General features: G+C 73.5%; 19 protein-coding genes and 1 tRNA gene. 9 read left to right on the top strand and 11 right to left on the bottom strand.

The window, feature by feature from the left end; translation table 11 throughout:
* The first annotated feature begins 94 nt into the window (after positions 1–94).
* Complete coding sequence (locus tag OG408_RS14300) at positions 95–1192, top strand: LLM class flavin-dependent oxidoreductase (RefSeq protein ID WP_266779092.1); 1098 nt, start codon at positions 95–97, stop codon at positions 1190–1192.
* A gap of 14 nt (positions 1193–1206) precedes the next feature.
* Here OG408_RS14300 and OG408_RS14295 read toward each other — a convergent pair whose 3' ends face one another.
* Positions 1207–3078 carry a putative bifunctional diguanylate cyclase/phosphodiesterase gene (locus OG408_RS14295; RefSeq protein WP_266779090.1) on the bottom strand — a complete coding sequence of 624 codons (1872 nt, stop codon included), beginning with the start codon at positions 3076–3078 and terminating at the stop codon, positions 1207–1209.
* Between the two features lie 456 nt (positions 3079–3534).
* Here OG408_RS14295 and OG408_RS14290 point away from each other — a divergent pair, with 456 nt between their 5' ends.
* Complete coding sequence (locus tag OG408_RS14290; RefSeq protein WP_266779088.1) at positions 3535–4749, top strand: M6 family metalloprotease domain-containing protein; 1215 nt, start codon at positions 3535–3537, stop codon at positions 4747–4749.
* A gap of 63 nt (positions 4750–4812) precedes the next feature.
* On the opposite strand, the gene OG408_RS14285 is transcribed toward OG408_RS14290, so the two are convergent.
* From OG408_RS14285 to OG408_RS14255, 7 genes are all read right to left on the bottom strand, one after another.
* A tRNA-Lys gene (locus tag OG408_RS14285) sits at positions 4813–4886 on the bottom strand.
* Entirely contained in the window at positions 4877–5599 is a 723-nt protein-coding gene (locus OG408_RS14280; RefSeq protein WP_266779086.1) for a hypothetical protein, read from the bottom strand. The genes OG408_RS14285 and OG408_RS14280 overlap by 10 nt, the downstream gene beginning before the upstream one ends.
* A gap of 215 nt (positions 5600–5814) precedes the next feature.
* The gene (locus OG408_RS14275; RefSeq protein WP_266779084.1) at positions 5815–6156 is read right to left on the bottom strand and encodes a hypothetical protein; all 342 of its coding nucleotides are present in this window, start codon (positions 6154–6156) and stop codon (positions 5815–5817) included.
* 123 nt (positions 6157–6279) lie between these two features.
* Positions 6280–7614, bottom strand: coding sequence for an AAA domain-containing protein (locus OG408_RS14270; protein ID WP_266779082.1), 1335 nt, complete (start codon positions 7612–7614; stop codon positions 6280–6282).
* Complete coding sequence (locus OG408_RS14265; RefSeq protein WP_285563676.1) at positions 7611–9218, bottom strand: hypothetical protein; 1608 nt, start codon at positions 9216–9218, stop codon at positions 7611–7613. Before OG408_RS14265 ends, OG408_RS14270 begins: the two co-directional genes overlap by 4 nt.
* On the bottom strand, positions 9209–10435 hold the full coding sequence (locus tag OG408_RS14260) for a hypothetical protein (RefSeq protein ID WP_266779078.1): 1227 nt from the start codon (positions 10433–10435) through the stop codon (positions 9209–9211). Before OG408_RS14260 ends, OG408_RS14265 begins: the two co-directional genes overlap by 10 nt.
* Positions 10341–11312: a phosphatase PAP2 family protein gene (locus OG408_RS14255; RefSeq protein WP_326670160.1), complete on the bottom strand. Its 972-nt coding sequence runs from the start codon at positions 11310–11312 to the stop codon at positions 10341–10343. The genes OG408_RS14260 and OG408_RS14255 overlap by 95 nt, the downstream gene beginning before the upstream one ends.
* 302 nt (positions 11313–11614) lie before the next feature.
* Here OG408_RS14255 and OG408_RS14250 point away from each other — a divergent pair, with 302 nt between their 5' ends.
* Positions 11615–12211: a histidine phosphatase family protein gene (locus OG408_RS14250; RefSeq protein WP_266779076.1), complete on the top strand. Its 597-nt coding sequence runs from the start codon at positions 11615–11617 to the stop codon at positions 12209–12211.
* A 137-nt stretch (positions 12212–12348) separates the two neighbouring features.
* Here OG408_RS14250 and OG408_RS14245 read toward each other — a convergent pair whose 3' ends face one another.
* Complete coding sequence (locus OG408_RS14245; RefSeq protein ID WP_326670159.1) at positions 12349–13752, bottom strand: tetratricopeptide repeat protein; 1404 nt, start codon at positions 13750–13752, stop codon at positions 12349–12351.
* 242 nt (positions 13753–13994) lie between these two features.
* Between OG408_RS14245 and OG408_RS14240 the strand changes: the two genes are divergently transcribed.
* Both OG408_RS14240 and OG408_RS14235 read left to right on the top strand, forming a co-directional pair.
* The gene (locus tag OG408_RS14240) at positions 13995–14462 is read left to right on the top strand and encodes a hypothetical protein (protein ID WP_266779072.1); all 468 of its coding nucleotides are present in this window, start codon (positions 13995–13997) and stop codon (positions 14460–14462) included.
* A gap of 97 nt (positions 14463–14559) precedes the next feature.
* A complete protein-coding gene (locus tag OG408_RS14235) occupies positions 14560–15486 on the top strand; it encodes a spermidine synthase (protein WP_266779070.1) in 927 nt (308 codons plus the stop codon).
* Between the two features lie 14 nt (positions 15487–15500).
* Here the strand turns inward: OG408_RS14235 and OG408_RS14230 are convergent, their stop codons facing one another.
* Entirely contained in the window at positions 15501–16046 is a 546-nt protein-coding gene (locus tag OG408_RS14230; protein ID WP_266779068.1) for a hypothetical protein, read from the bottom strand.
* A 101-nt stretch (positions 16047–16147) separates the two neighbouring features.
* Between OG408_RS14230 and OG408_RS14225 the strand changes: the two genes are divergently transcribed.
* The 3 genes from OG408_RS14225 (at position 16148) to OG408_RS14215 (ending at position 19915) form a co-directional block, all read left to right on the top strand.
* Positions 16148–16858, top strand: coding sequence for a response regulator transcription factor (locus tag OG408_RS14225; protein ID WP_266779066.1), 711 nt, complete (start codon positions 16148–16150; stop codon positions 16856–16858).
* The gene (locus OG408_RS14220) at positions 16855–18303 is read left to right on the top strand and encodes a sensor histidine kinase (RefSeq protein ID WP_266779064.1); all 1449 of its coding nucleotides are present in this window, start codon (positions 16855–16857) and stop codon (positions 18301–18303) included. Before OG408_RS14225 ends, OG408_RS14220 begins: the two co-directional genes overlap by 4 nt.
* A 130-nt stretch (positions 18304–18433) precedes the next feature.
* Complete coding sequence (locus OG408_RS14215; protein ID WP_266779062.1) at positions 18434–19915, top strand: glycoside hydrolase family 18 protein; 1482 nt, start codon at positions 18434–18436, stop codon at positions 19913–19915.
* A gap of 88 nt (positions 19916–20003) precedes the next feature.
* On the opposite strand, the gene OG408_RS14210 is transcribed toward OG408_RS14215, so the two are convergent.
* Entirely contained in the window at positions 20004–21785 is a 1782-nt protein-coding gene (locus tag OG408_RS14210; RefSeq protein ID WP_442806029.1) for a 2-isopropylmalate synthase, read from the bottom strand.
* Positions 21786–21930: 145 nt separating this feature from the next.
* On the opposite strand from OG408_RS14210, the gene OG408_RS14205 reads away from it, so the two are divergent.
* The gene (locus OG408_RS14205; protein WP_442806028.1) at positions 21931–22632 is read left to right on the top strand and encodes a FadR/GntR family transcriptional regulator; all 702 of its coding nucleotides are present in this window, start codon (positions 21931–21933) and stop codon (positions 22630–22632) included.
* Positions 22633–22640 lie beyond the last annotated feature (8 nt).

Here is a 22640-nt window from a genome sequence, read left to right as displayed (position 1 = left end):
GGGGCCAGGCCCGCGGAGTTCCGCCAGGAATAAACGGAGTCGACCTCCTGTTGTGCTGCTCCGACCAGACGAGCATCACCGGAGAGGCCAGGACGTGGACGAGATTCGAGGCGACGAGATCCGTGGCAAGGCGGAGGGAACGGCACCCGTGCCCCTCTCGGTCCTTGATCTCGTGACCGTGGGCCAGGGCCGCACCGCGACCCAGGCCCTGCGTACGGGCGTCGAGATCGCCCAGCTCGCCGAACGCCGCGGCTTCCACCGCTACTGGGTCGCCGAGCACCACTCCATGCCCGGCGTCGCCTCCTCCTCGCCGGCCGTGATCCTGGCCCACACCGCCGCCAGCACCGAGCGCATCCGGCTCGGTTCCGGCGGCGTCATGCTGCCCAACCACGCCCCGCTCGTCATCGCCGAACAGTTCGGCACCCTGGAGGCCATGGCCCCCGGCCGCATCGACCTCGGCCTCGGCCGCGCGCCCGGCACTGACGGTGCCACCGCCGCCGCCCTGCGCCGCACCGAGCGGCTGAACGAGGGCGCGGACGACTTCCCGCAGCAGCTCATGGAGCTGACGCGCTTCCTGGACGACGACTTCCCCGACGGCCACCCCTACGCCCGCATCCACGCGGTCCCCGGACCCGTCCAGGCCACCTCCGAGGGCGGTGTCCAGTCCCCGGCCCGGCCGCCCCTGTGGCTGCTCGGCTCCTCGGGCTTCAGCGCCCGGCTGGCCGGCATGCTCGGCCTGCCCTTCGCCTTCGCCCACCACTTCTCGGCCCAGAACACCATCCCGGCCCTGGAGCTGTACCGGGAGTCCTTCAAGCCGTCCGCGGTGCTGGACGCGCCGTACGCCCTGATCGGCGTCGCCGCCCTGGCCGCCGACGACGAGCGCGAGGCCCGCCGCCAGGTGCTGACCGGCGCCCTGTCGATGCTCCGCCTGCGCTCGGGCCGCCCCGGCCTGGTCCCGACGCCCGAGGAGGCGGAGGCGTACGCCTTCAGCCCCATGGAGCGGGAGTTCGTCGACAGCTGGCTCGTCAACATCGTCCACGGCACCGCGGACGAGGTCCGCACCGGCCTGGACGACCTGGCCAAGCGCACCGGCGCCGACGAGCTGATGATCACCGCCAACGCGCACGGCGGCGAGGCCCGGCTGCGCAGCTACGGCCTCATCGCGGACGCGTACGGCCTGCCGGGGGCCTGAGCCGCCGCGGGCGTTCAGGCCTTCAGGGCCCGGGCGCCCAGCAGTTCGCCGATGCGTTCCGGGGCTACGGCGCGGGAGTAGAGCCAGCCCTGTCCGGTGTCGCAGCCGATCCGGCGCAGCCGTTCCGCCTGGCCCGCCGTCTCCACGCACTCCGCGGTGACGGTCAGGCCCAGGCGGTGGGCCAGCTGGACCATCGCCTCGACGATCGTCTCGTCGGCGGGGCTGGGATGCGTGCCGTCCTCGTAGCGGAAACCCCGCACGAAGGCGCCGTCCAGCTTCAGCACGGAGACCGGCAGCCGGCTCAGATAGGCGAGGTTGGAGTAGCCGGTGCCGAAGTCGTCGATGGCGATCCGGACGCCCATGTCGCTGAGGGACTGCAGGGCCTGCAGCGGCCGGCCCGCCGACCCCATCACCGCGGACTCGGTCAGTTCCAGTTGCAGCAGGGCCGGGTCCAGGCCGGTCTCCGCGAGGATCTCCGCGACATCGGTGACCAGATCGGAGTCCCAGACCTGGCGGACCGCGACGTTGACGCTGATGAACAGCGGCGGCTCGGCCGGGTGGTCGAGCTGCCAGCGCCGGGCCTGCCGGCAGGCCGCCCGCAGCACCCACCGGCCGAGCTGCACGATCGAGCCGTCCTCCTCGGCGATCGCGACGAACCGATTCGGCGAGAGCATGCCGAACTGCGGGTGGTTCCAGCGCACCAGCGCCTCGACACCCCGCACGACACCGTCGGCCATGCCGACCAGCGGCTGGTACTCGATGGTGAACTCGCCGCGCTCGACCGCGGGGCGGAGATTGGACGAGAGCGCCTGGCGGGTCATCCGGTGGGCGTTGCGCTCGGGGTCGAAGAGGGTCCAGCGGGCCTTGCCGTCGGCCTTCGCCCAGTACAGCGTCGTATCGGCGGCCTGCATGAGACCGGTGGCCGAGGTACCCGCGACGGGCCGCTCCACCACCCCGATCGACGCCGAGACCGAGAGCCGCTGACCGGCCAGGTCGAAGGGCTGCTGGAGCGCGGTGAGCACGGTGCGGGCGAGATCGGTCAGCTGCTGCGTACCGGTGGACTCCTCGACCAGGATCGCGAACTCGTCGCCGCCCAGGCGCGCCACCAGATGCGCGCCGGTGGGCCGGGGCTCGCCGTCCTGCTCGGCGCAGTCGGTCAGCCGCGCGGCGACGGCGGCCAGCAGCCGGTCGCCGATCCGGTGGCCCAGGGTGTCGTTGACCGCCTTGAAACCGTCGAGGTCGAGGTAGACGAGCCCGATCCGGCCCCGCCCGGGGATGCTGTCGTCCTGGTACGGCGAGGTCTCCAGGACCGCCGAGAGCCGCTCGAAGAACAGCGTCCGGTTGGGCAGCCGGGTCACCGGGTCGTGCATCTGGAGATGGCGCAGCCGCTTCTGGAGCTCGCGCCGGTCACTGACGTCCGCGACGGATAGCAGCACCTGACCGGGCGCCGCCCCGGCGGTCTGCTCCTGGGCCGACGACATCGGCACGACGGTGATCTCCGCCCACAGCGAGCGGCCGTCGGGGTGCTTGAGCCGGCGGGTGCAGCGGAAGCGGGAGCGCCGGCCGTGCAGCACCTCGCGGTACGCGTGCCAGGTGCGGCCGTCCGCCGCGAGGTCGACCAGATCGGACGCGGACTGCGCGGTCAGCGTCGCCGCGCCGACCCCGGCCAGGGCGGCAAGCGCGTCGTTGGCGGTGACGATCAGGCCCTCGTGGTCGACGACGGCCATCGGAAGCGTGGCGGCGCGGAAGGCGGCCCGGTAGTCGTACAGGTCGGAGGCGCCGGGACCGGCGGACGGCCACGAACCGTCACGTTCCGTGATCGCCGGGGGTGGGGAAGAGGGCGCTGTGCCTGCCGCGGGCCTGGGCCCTTCGGAGGTTCCGCTCACCGTTCGCTCCCGCCGTGCAGTTCTGTCCCGGACACCTCTGGTCGGACTGGCCCGCCGCGTGGAGCGCCCGTTGTCAGGGACGGAAACCGCGCAGGAAAGCGAGGTGAAGCATAGAGGCTGGCACCTCGGCCGTTCCAGCGCCCCGACCGTTACGGGTCCCGCGTCCGCCGCCCATGGGCCATTCGCGCGGCGATCCGGTTTGCCCACGACTGATCGTTTCTGCGCGGCTCTGTTCCGTCCCGTTGTATTGGTGATCGATTGTGACTGTCCGTGAGAGCGGAGTGGGGTGCGGCGGCTGACCCGAGTGGGGCAGCTCAACAGGACGTACCTCCTGAAGCGTCACAAGGTGGTCAGGAGGTGCTGAGGATCCGGGGCCGGCCGGGATCTTCGACACCCTCCTGGAGTCCGCACCCCGCACCGGAGGTAGAAGTGCCGCGTCAGCACGGGCCCGGAGGGGTGGAGAGACCGAGTCCGCGCGCGGTGACCGCCGGGCTGATCTCCCTTCTCGCCCTCGCCGCCACCTCCCTGGTCGCGGGCCCCGCCGTGGCCGCCACCGGCGAGGCGGCCCCCTGCGCGCTGCCCCGCACCGAGGCCCATCACTCGCTGGGCCTGGACCAGTGGAACGGCGCCTATCCGCGCCCCGACCACGCCCTCGACGCGGTCATGGTCTTCCTCTCGTTCCCCGACGCCCGCCCCGTCACCACCCCCGCCGACCTCACCGCCGACTACTTTCCCGCCACCACGCAGTTCTTCCAGCGCGCCTCCTACGGAAAGTTCACCCTGCGCCCGCACCCTCAGCGGCAGTGGATCCGGATGCCCAAGCCGTCGGTCTGGTACGGCATACAGCGCGACTGGGACGACGACCGGCGCAGCGCCTACCTGCGCGACGCGATCGACGCGGCCGACCCCGAGGTCGACTTCTCGAAGTACGACATCGTCTACCTCGTCGCCGACCCGGACGCGCCCGGCGTCGACTCCGACGCCACCAAGGTCGTCAACTTCGACCGGCCCCTGCACGCCGACGGCACGGACATCAGGCGCGTGGTCACCGTCTTCGAACAGCACCCCCCGGACCACAACGTCCTGGCCCACGAGACCGGACACGTCTTCGACCTGCCCGACCTCTACCACCGGCCGTCGGACGGCAAGGGGGACTGGGACACCTACGTCGGCGACTGGGACGTCATGGGCAGCCAGTTCGGCCTCGCCCCCGACCTCTTCGGCTGGCACAAGTGGAAGCTGGGCTGGCTGGACGACCGGCAGGTCACCTGTATCCAGAGCAGCCGGGTCGTCACCCTGGAGCCGATGGCGGCCGTACCCGTGCCCGGTGAGTCCCTCGGGACCCGGCTCGCCGTGATCAGGACCGGCGAGGGCAGCGCCGTGGCCATCGAGGCCCGCAGCGCCACCGGCAACGACGACGGGACCTGCACCGAAGGCGTGCTGCTCTACCGGATCCGCAACGAGACACCGTCGGGCGGCGGACCGGTCGACGTCCTCGACACCCACCCCGGCACCGACGCCTGCTGGGACCGGTCGGTCTACCCGCCGCTCGCGGACGCGCCGCTGCGGGTCGGCGAGACGTACTCCGTACCGGGCGGACACACCACGATCGAGGTCGCCGACCGGACGCCCTCGGGTGCCTGGACGGTCCGCATCACCACGGGGACGTAGCACCGGAACCGGCCGCCGACAACGAAGAAGCCCCTCGCTCTCGCGAGGGGCTTCTTCCGTCTGTGCGCCGCCAGGGACTCGAACCCCGGACCCGCTGATTAAGAGTCAGCTGCTCTAACCAACTGAGCTAGCGGCGCCTGCTGACGTCGTAGACCTTAGCACCCTGATCGGCGGGAGGAAAAATCGAAATCCGGGGCGCCGAAGCGGGCACCGAGCGGGCCACCCGGACACAGGCCCAGAGCAGGACGTCGGGCCCCGGCAGCCAGGGGTTGCGGGTGTCGGGCGCGACCAGCCAGCGCGGCCCGGAGGACGAGGGATCGCAGGTCAGCGGCGGGACCGTCACCGCGTCCCCGGCGCCGTGACAGAGCAGCGGAGGCACCTTCGGGCCGCCGCCCTCCGCCCCCAGCGGGGCCCGCCCGGACCCGTCCCGCGGGCTGCCGCCCCACTCCTCCCAGTCGAGCAGCGAGGGCAGCCGCTGGGCGGTGCCGGGGGAGGCGAACAGCAGCATCCGGCCGCGGTGCGCGGCGACCGGGCCGGAGCCCGGACCGTCGGACCACAGGTGCTCCAGCATCCGGCGCCCGAACAGCGTCGGCACGTTCACCACGTCGAAGGCGGAACCGCACGGCAGCACCCCGGGCGCGGAGGGGCGCGACTCCCACTGGGCCAGGGTGCTGCGCGGATACGCCGCGGCCCCGGCCAGCCAGGCGGCGCCGGACGCCGTCACCTGAGCCGTCTGGTTCCCGGCCTGCTCACGCAGGAGGGCGAAGACGTCGCCGCCGCCGTCGCCGGCGTGGTGGCGGGGCCCGTCGCCGTGGTGCAGGGTCGTTTCGTCTGGCAGCCATGCGGTCATACGCACAGGTCTACCCGGAGTGATCACCCGGATTCCGAGAGTTGCCGGAAATCGGGACAGGGTGGGGTGCAGGGGAGTATCTTGCGCGCCTGGCATATGCCAACGGTTGTACCCGGAGTCATCGCCGGAGCCCGTCCGTACGGCGGGCAGCGGGCGCCGGACGGCCGGCGGCCGGGCAGCTCGTACCGGAGGGCGCCCAGGCCGCCGCCCCGGTGTCAGGGCCTGGGCTCGTCCAGCAGGCTGCGGCCGAACTCGACCATCTTCACCGCGTAGTCCTCGGTCCACTCCGCCCGCCGCGCGATGTCCGCGGTCGTCAGCCGGTCGAACCGGCGCGGATCCGCCAGCTGTGCCGCCGCGATCGCCTGGAACTCGACCGCCCGGTCCGTCGCGGCGCGGAAGGCCAGCGTCAGCTCGGTGGCCCGGCTCAGCAGCTCCTTCGGATCGTCCATCGACTCCAGGTCGAAGAAGTGCTCAGGATCGGCGACCGCCGCCGACGGCTCGAAGAGCAGGGGTGCGGGGCGCAGCCGCTGCTGCTCGTTCCGCTCGGGTTGTGCCATGTGGTTCTTCCTCCTCCGGTGGGCCCGACGGCCACCCTCCATTGTCCAGCCCTCCGCAAGGGCGCTTCCGGGAGCGTGCACCGGGCCTTCGGCCATCCGCCGTGCCCCCGTGCGCCCCCGACCTCAACGCCCCCAGCGCACCCGGTGTTCCGCCAGATGCGCCAGCACCGCGTGGTTCGCCTCCCAGCCGTCCGGGAACTTCACCGTCACGCCCAGCTGGACCGGCTCCGTCGAGGGGTGTTCGTCCAGCAGGTCGGCGACCCCCTCGCGGCACACCACGATGCAGGCGTGCCGGTGGCGGGATGCCAGCACGCACAGCCGGCCCGTCTCCAGGTGGAACGCGGTGGCGTCCGGACGGCCGGACAGCGGGTGCAGGACCACCGTCACGTCGAACTCGCGGCCCTGGAGCCGGTTCGCGGTGTCGACGGCGACCCCCGTCACCCCCAGCTCGGCGAGTGCCGCCCGCACCGCGGCCGCCTGGTCGCGGTGGGCGGTGCCGACCGCGACCCGCTCCGCCGTCACCGGCGCCGGGTCGGGGGAGCGCTCGCTGGTCGCCGCGCCGCCCCGGTCGAGCAGCCGGCGCACCACCAGGGCCACGGCCCGGACCGCCTCGGGGTCGGTGCGCGGGGTGTGCCGGGCCGGAAGCTCCAGGAGGCCCCAGCCGGACTCCGCGGCCTCGTCCAGCACCCGGTCCGCCGCCGAGCCGTCGGACGCCACCCCGAAGGACAGCAGCCGGTCGCCGTGGTCCGTACCGCTGCGGAACGGGGTGTACGGGTAGAACGCGTCCGACACCAGCGGCGCGGCCGAGGCCGGCAGCCGCCAGGAGACCGGCAGCCGGTGCTGCGGCAGCTCCGGATTGTGCGCGAGCAGCGTGGAGACCGCACTGGCCGACGGGTCGTAGCTCAGCCCCGCCCACTGGTCCGCGCCGACGATCGAGAACGGGTCCAGCTGGCCCGGATCGCCGACGAACAGCGCCCGCTCGAAGAGCCCCGCCACGGCCAGCAGCGCGTCCGAACGCATCTGGTACGCCTCGTCGACGATCGCGTGGCCCCACGGCTCGACGTTCTTCACATGGGCCCACTTCGCCGCCGTCGAGATGACGACGTCGAGCCCGGCCAGATCCGCCGCCTTCGCCGACTTCCGTACGTTGGCCAGGCCGTCCAGCACCTTGTCGTACGGGTCGGAGTCGTTGCTGTGCAGCCGGCCGACCGGCAGTCCCGGGTCCTTCTCGGCGAGGCGGACCACCAGGTCGTCGACCTGGGCGTTCGTCTGCGCGACCACCATCAGCGGGCGTCCGGCCGCGGCGAGTTCGAGCGCGGCGCGCACCACCAGCGTCGACTTGCCCGCGCCGGGCGGCGAGTCCACCACGATGCCGCGCGCCGAGCCGTTCAGCGTGTCGTCCAGGATCCGGGCGGTGGCCAGGCCCGCCGCCGCGCCCGGGTCGAATACGGCCGTCACAGCAGGTCCTCCGTGGTCACGGGGTCGGGGCGCTCGGCAGCCGCCGCGCCGCCCGGCGGGCCGCCGTGGGTCCACGGGGTCTCCTCCGCGTCCGGCAGCTGCGGGCCACCGCGCTGGTCGTGCTCGAAGAGCGTCCAGGCGATGACGTCACCGGGCTCCGGCACCGAGCCCGGCGCGGGCTCCTTGCCGCGGCCCATCCGGTCGGTGATCCGCAGCACCAGCGCGGGCGCCGGACCGTCCTCCGGCGGCCCGTACCCCGCGAACTCGGCGGTCTGCGGCTTGCCGTCCAGTGAGCGGTAGACCTTCACCCGCTCACCCAGGTGCGGCTGCTCCGCCGTGCGGACCGTGACCAGCGGGCGCGGCGAGGGCCGCTTGGACTCGCTGTACGCCATCTCCACCGCGGTCACCTCCGCGAGGAACGCCTCGCCCGCCAGCCGGCGCCCGGCCAGCACCAGCGGGTCGTCCAGCGCCTCCTGGGCCTCCAGCTGGGCCTGCGCCGTCTCCCGCGCGGCCAGCTTGCGGGCCGCCGTCACCGCGTCGTCCCGGCGCGGCTGCGGCGGTTCACCCGCCGCCACCCGGTCGCGGTGGCCGGTGAACGACCAGCGGTCGCGGGTCCAGCGGTCCTCGGCCCTGGACCCCTCCGGCAGCTCCCGCATCAGGTCGAGGCCGTGCCACACCGCGTCCCAGGTCGGCCGCAGCACACCGGCCAGCAGGCGTCTGATGTCCCGCTCGGCCGCGGTCAGCTCGGCGAGCCGGGCATCGGCCGCCATGCCGTCCTCTGCGGCGGCCAGCGAGGTGCGCGCCCGGTCGTACTTCTCGATCGCGGGGGCCAGCAGCCGGTTGTCGAAGTCGGGGTCGGTGGCCGGTCCGGCGGGCGGGCACAGCAACTGCCCCTCCCGGTCCCTGGCCAGCTCGGCGCGGAGCGCGGCCTCGGCCCCGGACTCACCGGCCGGCGGGTCGATCCAGGCCAGCAGGGCACCCAGGTGCTGGTCCTCCAGGGAGGACTGGCCGCTCGCCCAGTGCCGGTTGAGGAGATCGGTGCCGGCCAGCAGCAGCGAGGAGCCCGGCACCCGGGCCCGCTCGCCGTAGTGCGTCAGCCAGCGGCCCAGCAGCGGGACCCGGGCGGGCGCCGGATACGGGGTGTCCGGGTCGTCCTCCGCGGTGCGCCGGAAGCGCATGGAGCGGCCGAGCAGCCGGATGAACTCGATGCCCGCCCGGCTCGGCACGATCAGCTGCGCCGCGTCCGTGCACAGCTCCGTCTCGACCTTGACCTTCTTGCCGGTCGACGGGTCGGTCTCGTTCCGTTCGGCCGGCTCGATCACCTCGGTGAACGACTCGATGTACGGCAGGACCGACTCGGCCAGCTCCGCCAGGAACGCGAACCGCAGATCCCGGTCGCGCGGCTGGGCCACGACCAGCAGCCGGGGCGCGTCCCGGTCGGTGCCCACGAGCGCGCCGAGCGGGGCACCGGCCTCACCCGCGGTGGTCAGCGGTACGAGCACGAGGGGCCGGTCGGTGAGGTGGCGGTGGCGGACGGTGGCCATCGGACGGGCGCGGCCGCTCTCCACGGCCTCCAGCCGGGCCAGGGTGCCGATCAGCGACATGCGGTGCCCCCCAGGTCCGGTACGGGGTTCCCCCGCGACGTCACGGCGTCCGCGCTGGAACTCCGTACCGGACCCAGCGCCTCGGCGCGCAGCGCGGCCGCCCGGAGCAGGGCGGCGACCGTCGGATCCGCCGGATCGCCCTCCTTGCCCGCGGCCGCGGCCAGCACGTCGGCGACCGTGGTCAGTCCGCCGAGCTCTCCCCGCACGCTGCGCCCGAGCGCCTCGACCGCACCGGCGGCCCGGGCCCTGGACCGGCAGTGAAAGGCGAGCTCGCAGGCGGCCAGGCACTCCGGCGCGTACGCCGCCGCGACGGACTCCACGGCCGTGTCCAGCGTCTCGGGGGAGCTGTCCGGGTCGAACGTGGTGCCCTCGGGCAGCGCGGCCGCGAGGTCCTCGATCCGGGTGAGGCGGGTCAGCTGCCGGCGGGTGACCGCCCGCTGCTTGCGCACGTCCACGGCGGACGCCGTCGGCAGGTTGGAGAAGTCCTTGGGGCAGACCAGCAGCACCCGGTGGCCGACCGACGCGCCCTCGGTCGCCGCGGCGACCCGCTCCAGCGCCAGGACGTACACGGCGGACTGACGGGCGGCCGCACCCACCTTCGCCGCGTCGGCCGAGCCGTCGATCATGGGGAAGGACTTGATCTCGACGACGGTCCAGGTCCCGTCGGGATGGACCACCACCGCGTCCGGCTCCAGATAGGCGGGGGAGCCCGCCACCTCCAGGGCCAGCATCGGGTGGTCGAGCAGTGCCCAGCCGCCCGACCCGGTGGCCTCGCGCAGGGCGAGCGCGGTGCGGGCGGCGCGGCCCTCGGGACCGGCCGCGGTGAGATCCGGCACGGCGACGTCCGCAGGCGGTTCGCCGGGCTCGCCGAACCGCTCGTGCAGCAGGCGCATCAGCTCCGTACCGCCGTCGGCCTTGACCTTGGCCTCGAAGGCGTTGCCCCGCATGAAGGCGAACTGGGACTGGCCGAAGGGGGCCGGTGCGCCGAGCGCGGTGGCGAGCGCGGCCTTGTCGACCCCGGCCCCGTCGAGCAGGGCGCGCCGCTTGCAGCCGGGGTTCGCGGCCAGGGCGGCCAGCGCACGGGCGTCCAGCGGACGCGGTGGGACGGCCGGGCCCCTCAGCTCAGCGAGCCGCTGCCGCAGTGTCACCGCCCGCCGCTCTTCCCGCGGAGGCGGGGACGTCGGCCGGGGCAGGTGGACCGGCCGGTCCTGCGGCATCGGTGGGATCTGCGGAGGTGGTCCGCTGGCCGGGGATTCGCTCACCCGCGGAAGTCTTGCATCCGGCACTGACATCCGGGGACTGCGTGACCGGGGACACCGGTGCGAAACGGGCCAGGAGCGCGTTCTTGCCCCGCTCGGCGAACCGCGAGACAGGCCTGGCCACCAGCGCCCCGACGCCCATGACGGCGGCGCCGGCGACGGCGTCGAGGAAGTAGTGGTTGGCGGTGCCCATCACCACGAAGACCGTGATCAGCGGATAGGCGACGCCGGCGACCCGCAGCAGCGGGTGCCTGCCGTGGCGCCACAGGAGGATGCCGCACCACAGGGCCCAGCCCACGTGCAGGCTCGGCATCGCCGCGTACTGATTGGTCATGCCGCCCATGCCGCGCGGGGCGCTCGCCTCGGCGCCCCACCAGCCGTACGAGCTGTACTGGGCCATCGTGTCGACGAAACCGTGCCCCGCGGCCAGCAGCCGCGGCGGGCAGGTCGGCATCAGCGTGAAGCCGATGAGACCGAGCATGGTGGACGTCATCAGCCAGGTCCGGGCCCGGCGGTAGGCGGCCGAGTGGCGCCGGAACATCCAGATCAGGACGGCCGGGGTGACCAGGTAGTGCAGGGAGGCGTACGCGAAGTCGGCGGGTATGCCTATGGAGGGGTGCGCGGTGAACAGCCGGTTGAGCGGGTGCTCGGCGTTGAGGAAGAGGGCCTTCTCCAGATCCAGGATGCGCAGCCCGTGGTCGACGGCGGTGGACACGTCACCGCGGACCAGGAGCCTGCCGCCCGAGTACGCCCCGTAGACCAGGGCCAGGAGCGGGAGCTCGGTCCACCAGCGGGGCCGGGTGCGCGGCACGGGCGCGGTGGTGGCATGCGGCATCCGGAAGTTCTCCATCATGTGTTCATGCGGCCGACTGCGGGCGTTCAACCGTACGGTGCGCGTCGGCCGCGATTCCCCCGGGGGTGCCCTGGGCACCCCTCAGCTGCTCGGATGTGTCTGTGGTCAGAGGGACGCTGCCGCGGCCCCGCAGGTTGCCTCGCGCATCGGTGCGCGATGATGGAAATCCGGACGATCCGTTTCTGTCGCTCCGCCCGTTCCATCCCGGACGGAATCGTCCCCGTCGATGTCCAAGATCTCAGATCCCGCATCCGAGGTCTCAGTTTTTCAGGGAGAGCCGTCACATGGCACCGCGCATCCTGCTGGCCCGGCACGGTCGGACGGAATGGTCCGTCAAGGGGAATCACACCGGCAGGACGGACATTCCGCTGCTCGACTCCGGGCGCGAGGGGGCCAAACTCCTCGGCGAGCGGCTGCACCGCGGGCCGTGGGCGGACCTGCCGGGCCTCGAGGTCCGCACCAGTCCGCTGGTGCGGGCGTCCGAGACCTGCGAGATCGCGGGCTTCGGCGGCCGGGCCGAGCGGTGGGACGCGCTGATGGAGTGGGACTACGGGGCGTACGAGGGCATGACACCCGCCGAGATCAAGGCGGTCCGCCCGGACTGGTTCATCTGGCGTGACGGGGTGCCGGAGGGCGAGACCCTGGCGGAGGTGTCGGCCCGGGCCGACGAGGTCGTCGCGTGGGCACGCTCGGCCGACCGCGACGTGCTGGTCTTCGGCCACGGCCACATTCTGCGGGTGCTGGGGGCGCGGTGGCTGGGCGAGGACGCGTCGTTCGCGGCGCGCATCCGGCTGGACCCGACGTCCCTGTCGGTACTGGGCTGGGCGTACGGGGCGCCGGCGGTGGAACGCTGGAACGACACGGGGCACCTGGAGCGGTGACGCGGGGGGCGTCGACTTTCAGCCTGTCCGGCGTTTGAGGACGGAACCGTTGCTCCGGTCCCGGGTCCGGGCCCTTGCCCTCAAGCGCCGGCCGGGCTGAGTGGTGCGTACCGGCCTCCGAAGCGGGGCTTCAGGCCTCAGACGCCGGACGGGCTGGAGGTGCCGGACGGGCTCGGGTGTGCGCCCGGCATCGCATGGCGGTCCAGGAAGTCCCGTACGTCCACCGACCCCCGCCCCCGCGGCCGCAGGACCGCCACCGCGCTCGCCAGCATCGCGCGGATCCGGGAGGACTGGACCTGGTCGAGCAGGTCCATCACCCGGTGACCCGTGGCCGCCGCCTCCTCCGCGAGGCCCGCGCGGGCCAGGTCCGTGGTCAGTTCCGCCCGGTACAGCGCCAGGTTCCGGGTGAAGTGCGGGTCCTGGAGCCGGGTGGCCCGCCGGGCATGCCGCGCGGCCCGCGACCAGTCGCCCAGCGCCGACCAGCACTGCGCCTCCAGCATCTCCAGCTCCGCCTCGCGGAAGAACGTCATCCACTCCGGGTCCGCCGCCGACGGCCCCTTCCCGAACGCGGTGTGCGCCCGCCCCAGCGCCCGTTCGCAGCCGGTGCGGTCCCCGAGCCCGGCCCGCCCGCCCGCCTCCCGCAGGGCCAGCAGCGCCAGCAGCCGCGGTGAGCCCAGCGGCCGGGCCGCCCGCTGCCCGGCCTCCGCGGCCCGTACGGACTCGCGAGGCCGTCCCGTGTCGCGGGCCAGGAACGACGCGTTGCAGAACGCGTGCGCCTCCAGCGCCGGATCCCCCGCCACCCGCGCGGTGGCCAGCGCCTCCGCGTAGTGCGAGCGGGCGTCGTCGAAGCGGCCCGAGTCATGGGCCAGCCAGCCCACCGAGATGGCCAGCTCACCGGCGCCGGCGTGCAGCCGGTCCGCGGTGGAGCGGCGGGCCGCGGTGCCGGAGTCGAGCAGCGCGTACGCCGCCCGCAGGGGCTGCGAGGCCCGCCGGTAGAGACCGTCGCCGCCGTGCCGGTCGTCGAGCAGCCGGATCTGCCGCACTGCCTTCTCGACGGCGCTCACCTCCGCGTCACCGACCCGGCGCTGCACGGGCAGGGAGACGGTGGCCGGGCCGTGGAGGCCCAGGCCCAGGGTGGCGGCCGCCACCGCGGTGGTGCCGCTCGTCATGAATGCGCGACGCAGCACGTCGCTCTCCTCGTCGATGTCGCTGCCGCATACGAGCAGTGGGGAAGGGGAAGCCGGGGGGCGCGAGGCGGCCGCCGTGGACCGGGCCGCCCGGCCGCGTACCGATTCGCGCGGTGAGAAGCCCAGGTCCGCCAGGGTCGCCCCGGGGAACATGTGCAGGAAGACCCGCTCGTACGCGTAGTTGGGACAGCGGATCTCGCCGGACTCCACGCGTCCGATGTACCGGGCGTCGCACGCGACCTGCTCGCCGATCTCACGAGCGGACCTGCGTACCGCGGCAGCGAACTCCCCGGCGGAGCGCTGTCCGCGCAGCCGCCGGAAGGCGAGGTTGGGAACTGCCCGTGTCGACACCATGGCGGAGCCCTCTCTGGTGCGAGCCGGGCGCCTGTTTCCGGTGTCCCGGCGGAGCAAGAACGTACCTGCTGTGACAAGTCGCACACGCTGCGTTTGCCAACAAATCGGATATCTCGCCCACGATCCGCCATGAACTGCCACCCTTTGCGGCGGTGCTGCACCGTAGCCCTTGACGCGGTCGGCGCGTTGGTCCATGTGGAGACGGAGTCCGGCTCCGTCCCGGCGATGAGAGGAGAGGTCCCTTGTTGCACCTCGGCACGGCGACCGGCGCGCGGACGACCGCGACGACGGCGGCCACGACGGCCACGAGCGGCACCACGGCATCCGCCGATGAGCCGCGGGCCGGTGCGCCCGCCGCCCCCGAACCCTGCGACCTGGTGACCGTCCCCGCCCGTCAGGGCCTGGAGGCCGTCGACATCCTGCGCCGCGGTGCCGACCAGGAGGCCGTCGGCCCGGTCATCCACGACGGGGCCTGCGCCACCCTCGGCTTCCTGGTGCCGCCCGGCACCGCACAGGCCTGGGACGTACCGGGCAGCGCCTGTACGCAGACCGACGGCCGCGGGCTGCGCATCCCCGCCGAGCCGCCGGTCTCCGGCAGCGGCTGGCTGCTGCCGCCCGCCGACGACACCCCGGTCACCGACCCGGCCGTGCTCCGGGCCGCCCTCGACCAGGCCGCCCGGCTGATCGAAGCGGCCGACAACTGCCGCTGAGCCCATAATGGCCGGACGGCGGGTGTCTTGATCGGCCCGTCACGGCCGGCTCCGACCGGTCCCGGACACGGCGAGCGGTGAGCAGGGGCGAGGGGCAGTGGCACGTCGAGGAGCGGCCGGCGGCGCGGGCGAGCGCAAGCAGCGCGCCGAGCGCAGGACCGACCGGAAGGCGGCGCGCGGTTCCGAGCGGCCCGGGGGCAACGTCACCGAGCCGGTGGACGGCGGCATCGCCGAGCTCGTCCCCGACCGGGAGCGCCGGCGCGCCTGGACCCTGACGATCGACGGCGCGCCCCAGTCCCACGTGGACCTGGACGACCCGACGTACCTCTCCTTCTCGTACCAGCGCCGGATCGGCCACATCATCGACCTGGCCGCACCGCCCGGACAGCCCCTGCACGTCGTGCATCTCGGCGGCGGGGCCTTCACCCTCGCCCGCTACACCGCCGCCACCCGCCCCCGCTCCACCCAGCAGATCGTCGAGGTCGACGCCGCGCTCGTCCAACTGGTGCGCCGGGAACTGCCGCTGGACCCGCAGGCCAGGATCAGGGTCCGCGCCACCGATGCCCGCGCCGGGCTCGGGAAGATCCAGGACGGCTGGGCGGACCTCGTCGTCGCCGACGTCTTCAGCGGGGCCCGCACCCCCGCCCACCTCACCAGCACCGAGTTCCTCGCCGAGGTGCGCCGGGTCCTGAAGCCCGGCGGGAGTTACGTGGCCAACCTCGCCGACGGACCGCCGCTGGCCCATCTGCGCGGCCAGATCGCCACCGCCGCCACCGTCTTCCCCGAGCTGGCCCTCGCCGCCGACCCGGTCGTCTTCCGCGGCCGCCGCTTCGGCAACGCCGTACTGCTCGCCTCGGACACCGCCCCGAGGACCGCGGAGCTGACCCGCAAGGTGGCGACCGATCCGCACCCCGGACGCGTCGAACACGGCCGTGCGCTCACCGACTTCACCGGCGGCGCGGCCCCGGTGCACGACGCGGACGCCCGCCCCTCGCCCCCGCCGCCCGCCACCGCGTTCGACTGACGCCCCTCGTCCCCTTACGACTTCACGATGTCGACCATGGGCGGATGGTCGTTCCAGGTGCAGAAGACCGACACCGTCGTGCCGTCGACCTTGGCGAAATCCACCCGGATCCAGGTCGTGTTCGTCCACACCTGCACCGACCAGCCCTGGTCCGGTGTCGCCGACACCAGCTTCGCCGAGGCGGGGCCCATCTCGAAGACGACCCGGCCGCCGTCCGTGCCGTACCCCTTCGCGGTGCCCGACGCGGTGTGCGTGGCCGTCGGCCGCGGGGTGCCCGCCGGGGTGTGCGACGGGGCGGGGGACCTGCTCGCGGACGGTTTCGGGGTGGAACGGGGCGTGGCGCGGGGCGTCGCCGACGGGGACGGTTCCGGGCGGTGCGTGGAGGACGACAGGTTCTCGGAGGAGTCCCGGCCCGCCCGGGTGCCCGCCGCGAGCGGCACCGCGCGCGGCGGATCGTACGCCGTGCCCGCCATCACGGTGTGCACACCCCACCACGACAGCGTGACCGCTGCGCCGGTGGCGAGCGACCACGCCAGCGCGTGTACGAGTCCTCGTTGCATCGGGGCACATACTGCACCACGGGTCCCGGCGGTGTCCCGGTGATGCCCCCTTGCCGCCACCGGGCGGACCGCGAGCGGCCCGATGGCGTACGGTGCCGCCCATGCCAAGTGTGCTCGTGGTCGAGGACGACCAGTTCGTACGTTCCGCCCTCATCCGGCACCTGACCGAGGCCTCCCACACGGTACGGAGTGTCGGCACCGCGCTCGAAGCGCTGCGCGAGGTCGCCCACTTCCGGTTCGACGTGGTCATCCTCGACCTCGGGCTGCCCGATCTCGACGGGGCCGAGGCGCTGAAGATGCTGCGCGGCATCACCGACGTGCCCGTCATCATCGCGACCGCGCGCGACGACGAGAGCGAGATCGTCCGGCTGCTCAACGACGGCGCCGACGACTACCTCACCAAGCCGTTCTCCGTGGAACACCTCTCGGCGCGGATGGCCGCCGTGCTGCGCCGCTCGCGGGCCGCCGGCGGCGAGGCACCGCCGCCGCGCGTCATCCAGGTCGGCGGACTCTCCATCGATCCGCTGCGCCGCCGGGCCGAACTCGACGGCACCGCACTCGACCTCACCCGGCGCGAGTTCGACCTGCTGACCTTCCTGGCCGGCCGGCCGGGCGTCGTCGTCCCGCGCAAGGAACTCCTCGCCGAGGTCTGGCAGCAGTCCTACGGGGACGACCAGACCATCGACGTCCATCTCTCCTGGCTGCGCCGGAAGCTGGGCGAGACGGCCGCCCGGCCGCGCTATCTGCACACGCTGCGCGGCGTCGGCGTGAAACTCCAGCCGCCCGCCGCGCCCCCGGAGCAGCCCGCATGAGATGGGCCCTGGTCAAGGTCTGCCTGGCCGTCACCGCGATGGTCGTCATCGCCTTCGCCGTCCCCCTCGGCCTCGTCATCAAGGAGATGGCCCGCGACCGCGCCTTCTCCGACGCCGAACGGCAGGCCGCGATGATCGGCCCCACCCTCTCCATCACCGCCGACCGGGCCGAACTCCAGAAGGCCGTCCTGACCACCGAACCGGGGGCCGACGACCGGATGGCCGTCCATGTCCCCGCGTCCGACGAGGCCGACAGCGTCGCGGTGGAGATCGGCACCCGCCGCGCCACCCGCAAGGACCTGGAGACCGTGCAGGAGTCGGGGCGCGCCTCCATCACCGAGGTGAGGGGCGGCTCCGCGCTGCTCCAGCCGACCGCGCTGGGCGGCGGAGGCACCGCCGTCGTCGAGGTGTTCGTGCCGGAGGAGGAGGTCTCCAACGGCGTCGCCACGGCCTGGCTGATGCTCGCGGGCGTCGGCATCGCGCTGATCGTCGGTTCGGTCGCGGTGGCCGACCGGCTCGGCGTCCGCATGGTCGAGCCCGCCCGGCGCCTCGCAGGCGCCGCGCACGACCTGGGGGAGGGGCGGCTCGGGACCCGCGTCCCGGAGGAGGGCCCGACCGAACTCCGTTCCGCCGCGACCGCGTTCAACTCGATGGCCGACCAGGTCGTCCAACTCCTCGCCAACGAGCGCGAACTGGCCGCCGACCTCTCGCACCGGCTGCGCACCCCGCTCACCGTGCTCCGGCTCAACGCCGCCTCGCTCGGGGAGGGCCCCGCGGCCGAACAGACCCGGGCGGCCGTCCAGCAGCTGGAGCGGGAGGTCGACACGATCATCAGGACCGCCCGGGAACAGCGCCCGCAGACCCAGGGGCAGGGCGGCGGGCCGGGGGCCGGCTGCGACGTCTCCGAGGTGATCCGCGAACGGATGGACTTCTGGTCGGCGCTGGCCGAGGACGAGGGCCGCGAGGTGCGCCTGGCGGGAGTCGACCGTACGGTACGCATTCCGGTCGCCCGCCCCGAAATGGCGGCCGCCCTGGACGCGTTGCTCGGCAACGTGTTCCGGCACACCGCCGAGGGCACCGCCTTCGCCGTCGACGTGCACCACAGCGGCGACGCGGTGATCGTGCTCGTCTCGGACGCGGGCGGCGGCATCGCGGACCCCAAGGCCGCGCTGGCCCGCGGCGGCAGCGGACGCGGCGGCGCGAAGGGCGCGGTGGGCTCGACGGGCCTCGGCCTCGACATCGTCCGCCGGGTGGCCGAGTCCACCGGCGGCGACGTGCGGATCGGGCGCTCGGTGCTCGGCGGTACGGAGGTGCGGATCTGGATCGGCCTGGACGGGGACCGGCAGCCGCGGCGGGGCGGGCGCGGTCACCGGGTGGGGCGGCAGCGGCACGGAGCCACCCGCCGGAACACCTCGATCCGGTTCCGTTCCGGCCCGCACCTTTAAACAGCGCCGATGCCCTCCTTAAGACAACCCTAAGAACATCAACTCCGGTCCGATTGGCACCCTTTGCCGGATTCGGTGCCGCTAGCGTGCTCCCGCATCCCCCACTTCCGTATGACGAGGCAGGAACGCGATGGGCACCAGCACGCACCGGCGCACGGCGAGCACCAGGACCAAGGCGATCGGCGCGGTCGTCGCCGCGGCAGTGATCGGCGGAACGGTCTTCGCCCTCACCGGCACGGCCCAGGCGGCCGCCGTCGCAGCCGCCTACACCAGGACCAGCGGCTGGACCGGCGGATACACCGGGCAGTACGTCGTCACCAACGACACCGGCACCGCCAAGTCCGGCTGGACGCTCGAATTCGACCTGCCCGCAGGCACGAAGCTCAGCTCCCTCTGGAACGGCGAGCACACCGTCAGCGGCAGCCACGTCACGGTCACGCCCGCGAGCTGGGACAAGGAACTCGCTCCCGGCAAGTCCGTCACCATCGGCTTCGTCACCAGCTCCGACGGCTCGGCCGCCGACCCCACCGGCTGCCTCATCGACGACGCCACCTGCTCCGTCGACACCGGCGCGACACCGGAGCCGAGCGGCCGCCCCACCGAGACGGCGACCCCCACCCCGACCGCCACGGCCACCCCCACCCAGCAGCCCGGCGAGACCGCGACGCCGACCCCCACGCCGAAGCCCACCGAGACCGACAGCGGCGGCGGCACCGCGAGCGGGGCCGGCTTCGCCCCGTACGTCGACACCTCGCTCTACCCGGCCTTCGACCTGGTCGACACCGCCACCAAGACCGGCGTGAAGCAGTTCAACCTCGCCTTCATCACCTCCGGCGGCAGCTGCGCCCCGCTCTGGGGCGGCGTCACCGGCCTCGGTGACGACCACGTCGCCTCCCAGATCGGCGCCCTGCGCGCGGCGGGCGGCGACGTCCGGGTCTCCTTCGGCGGCGCCTCCGGGTCCGAACTCGCCCTGAACTGCGCCTCGGCCGACGAGCTGGCCGCGGCCTACGGCAAGGTCGTCGACACGTACAAGCTGACCAAGGTCGACTTCGACATCGAGGGCGGCGCACTGCCCGACACGGCGGCCAACTCCCGTCGCTCCCAGGCCATCGCCAAGCTGCAGAAGTCCCACCCCGGCCTCGACGTGTCGTTCACCCTGCCGGTGATGCCCGAGGGCCTGACCCAGCCCGGCGTGGACCTGATCGCCGACGCGAAGAAGAACGGCGTGGACGTCGGGGCGGTCAACGTCATGGCGATGGACTACGGCGCCTCGTACAGCGGCGACATGGGCACGTACGCGATCCAGGCGGCGACCGCCACCCAGGCCCAGATCAAGGGTGTGCTGGGGCTCTCCGACGCGGACGCGTGGCAGGCCGTCGCCGTCACCCCGATGATCGGGGTCAACGACGTCAGCACCGAGATCTTCAAGGTCGAGGACGCCACGCAGCTGGTGGCCTTCGCCAAGGAGAAGGGCCTCGGCTGGCTCGCGATGTGGTCGGGCACCCGGGACAAGGAGTGCGCGGGCGGGGCCAAGCCGTCCGCGGACGCCTCCTGCAGTTCGATCGCCCAGGAGCCGCTCGCCTTCACCAAGGCGTTCGGCGCCTACAAGTAGCCACCTTCCCCCGCCCGTGCATCCCGGCCGGCCCCCACACTCCCCCCACCCGGCCGGGATGCGCGCCCCATGCGTCACCCGTGGCGCGTCACGTCCGGGCCCGGTTCACCGCCGACAGCACCGCCGCCACCGAGGCGGCCACACCCGACGCGTCCTGGCCCGCGCCCCAGCACACCCGCTCGCCGACCCGGCACTCCGCGTACGCGGTCGCCGTCCCCCCGGGGCACCCGTGCTCGGAGAGGTCGAGGACGACGGCTTCCACCCCGGCGGCCTCCAGCGCACAGGCGAATGCCGACACCGCACCGCTGCCCGTGCCCTCGTAGTCGCCCGTGCGCCCGTCCACCCGCAGCGTGCAGACGAAGCGGTGGTCACCGGCCGGATCGCGGTCCGCCGACCAGGAGGTCAGGGCGACCCGGCCCTCCCGTCCGGGCACCAGATACGTCGCATCGAACAGATTCCAGAGATCCTTCGGCGTCGCCTCCAGACCGCTGTCGTCCGTCGCGTCCTGCACCGCGCCGGAGAAGTCCGCCCGCATCCGCGCCGGCAGATCCACCCCGTGGCTGCTCCGCAGCAGATGGGCGATGCCGCCCTTGCCGGACTGGCTGTTGACCCGGATGACGGCCTCGTAACTGCGGCCCACGTCCGCCGGGTCGATCGGCAGGTACGGCACCGACCACAGGTCGGACCCGCTCTGCGCGTGGTGCGCGAAGCCCTTGCTGATCGCGTCCTGGTGGGTGCCGGAGAACGCCGTGTACACCAGGTCGCCGCCGTACGGATGGCGCGGCGGCACCGGCAGCCGGTTGCAGTGCTCGACCGTGCGGCGGATCTCGTCGATGTCCGAGAAGTCGACCATCGGGTCGACGCCCTGGGCGTGCAGATTGAGGGCCAGGTTGACCAGGTCGACGTTGCCGGTGCGCTCCCCGTTGCCGAACAGGCAGCCCTCCACCCGCTGCGCCCCCGCCAGCACGGCCAGCTCCGCGCAGGCCACACCCGTACCGCGGTCGTTGTGCGGGTGGACGGAGAGGATCACGGAGTCGCGGCGGTCCAGATGGCGGTGCATGTACTCGATCTGGTCCGCGTAGACGTTCGGTGTCGCGATCTCCACCGTGGCCGGCAGGTTGTGGATCACCGGGCGGTCCGGCGAGGCGTCCCACAGTTCGGTCAGGCTGTTGCAGATCTCCAGTACGTAGTCGGGCTCGGTGAGGACGAAGACCTCGGGCGAGAACTCGAACCGGATGTCAGCCCCGGGCCGCTTCCGTGCCAGCCGGTCCATCTGCCGTGCGGCGTCCAGCACCACGCCGTGCACCTCGGCCCGGCCGCGTCCCAGGACGACGTCCCGCCAGACGGGGGCGGTCGGGATGTAGAGGTGGACGACCACCCGGTCCATCCCGGCGACGGACTCGAAGGTCCGCTCGATCAGCTCCGGTCTGGCGGGGGTGAACACGACCACGGTCACGTCGTCGGGTACCGCCCCGCTCTCCGCCAGATGCCGTACGAAGCCGAAGTCGGTACGGCTCGCGGACGGGTAGCCGATCTCGATCTCCTTGAACCCCATCGCGACCAGCAGATCGAACATCCGGCGCTTGCGCGGGGTGTCCATCGGCTCGGCGAGGGCCTGGTTGCCGTCCCGCAGGTCGACGGGGACCCAGAGCGGGGCGTGGCCGATCCGGGCCTGCGGCCAGCCGCGGCCGGTCAGCGGGATGTCGACGCGGTCGAACGCCGACCGGTAGCGGTGCGACGGCATGGAGCTGGAGCGCTGCGGATTCCAGCGGGGCGCGGCCTCGGGAACGGGCCCGCGGGGCGTGCAGATCGTGGGGAAGCTGTGCATCGGTGACGGACGGTGGGGCATGGCGGGGGTCTCTTCTCGCATCGCCGGATGCGACCGGCACAGCACGGCACCCCGCGGCGGGGTGCCGATCGCTTCAGGCCCCGCCGCGGCAGCCGAGAAGAAGGAGACCGCGGTACGTCATGATCGGTACACTAGCCAGAAACCAAGTCCTCAGACAACCTGACAGGTGAATTCCGTGTCCTCGCTCGGCCCGCTCAGCCCCAGCCCCCTGGTCGAACAGGCCACGCGCCACCTGCGCGAGCAGATCACCGAGGGGCACTGGCCGGTCGGCACGAAGATCCCGGGGGAGACCACGCTCGCCAAGACCCTGGGCGTCGGCCGCTCCACCGTGCGCGAGGCCGTGCGGACGCTCGCCACCCTCGGCCTGCTCCAGTCCCGCCAGGGCTCCGGCGTCTTCGTCATCGCCGACCACGCGACGGAGGACTGGCCGGTCCGGCTGCGACGGGCCGCGGTCACCGACGTCTACGAGGTGCGCATGCTGATCGAGGTCCAGGCCGCCCGGCTGGCCGCCCGGCGCCGCACCGACGAGGACCTGATCGCCCTGGACGCGGCGCTCACGGCCCGCCGGGCCGCCGGCACCGGACCCGACGACGCCTTCGTGGACGCCGACATCGCCCTGCACCGGACCGTGGTGGCGGCCGCCCACAACCCCGTACTCACCGATCTCTTCGGCGAGTTCGCCCCCGTGCTGCGGCAGGGGCTGATCGACCTGGTGGAGCTGCTCGGGCTGCGCCGCGACGACCCGGACCACGGCGATGCGGAGCACCACGCTCTGGTCAGGGCGGTCGTCGCGGGGGACGCGGAGTCGGCGGGCCGGGCCGCGCAGGCGGAACTGGAGAACACCCTGTCCCGCCTGCGCGCCGCCTGACCCGGACC

It is taken from the genome of Streptomyces sp. NBC_01257 (assembly GCF_035917255.1).
Taxonomy (GTDB): Bacteria; Actinomycetota; Actinomycetes; order Streptomycetales; family Streptomycetaceae; genus Streptomyces.
Note: the sequence above shows the minus strand (reverse complement) of the source record. Positions and strands in the feature narration are given on the sequence as shown.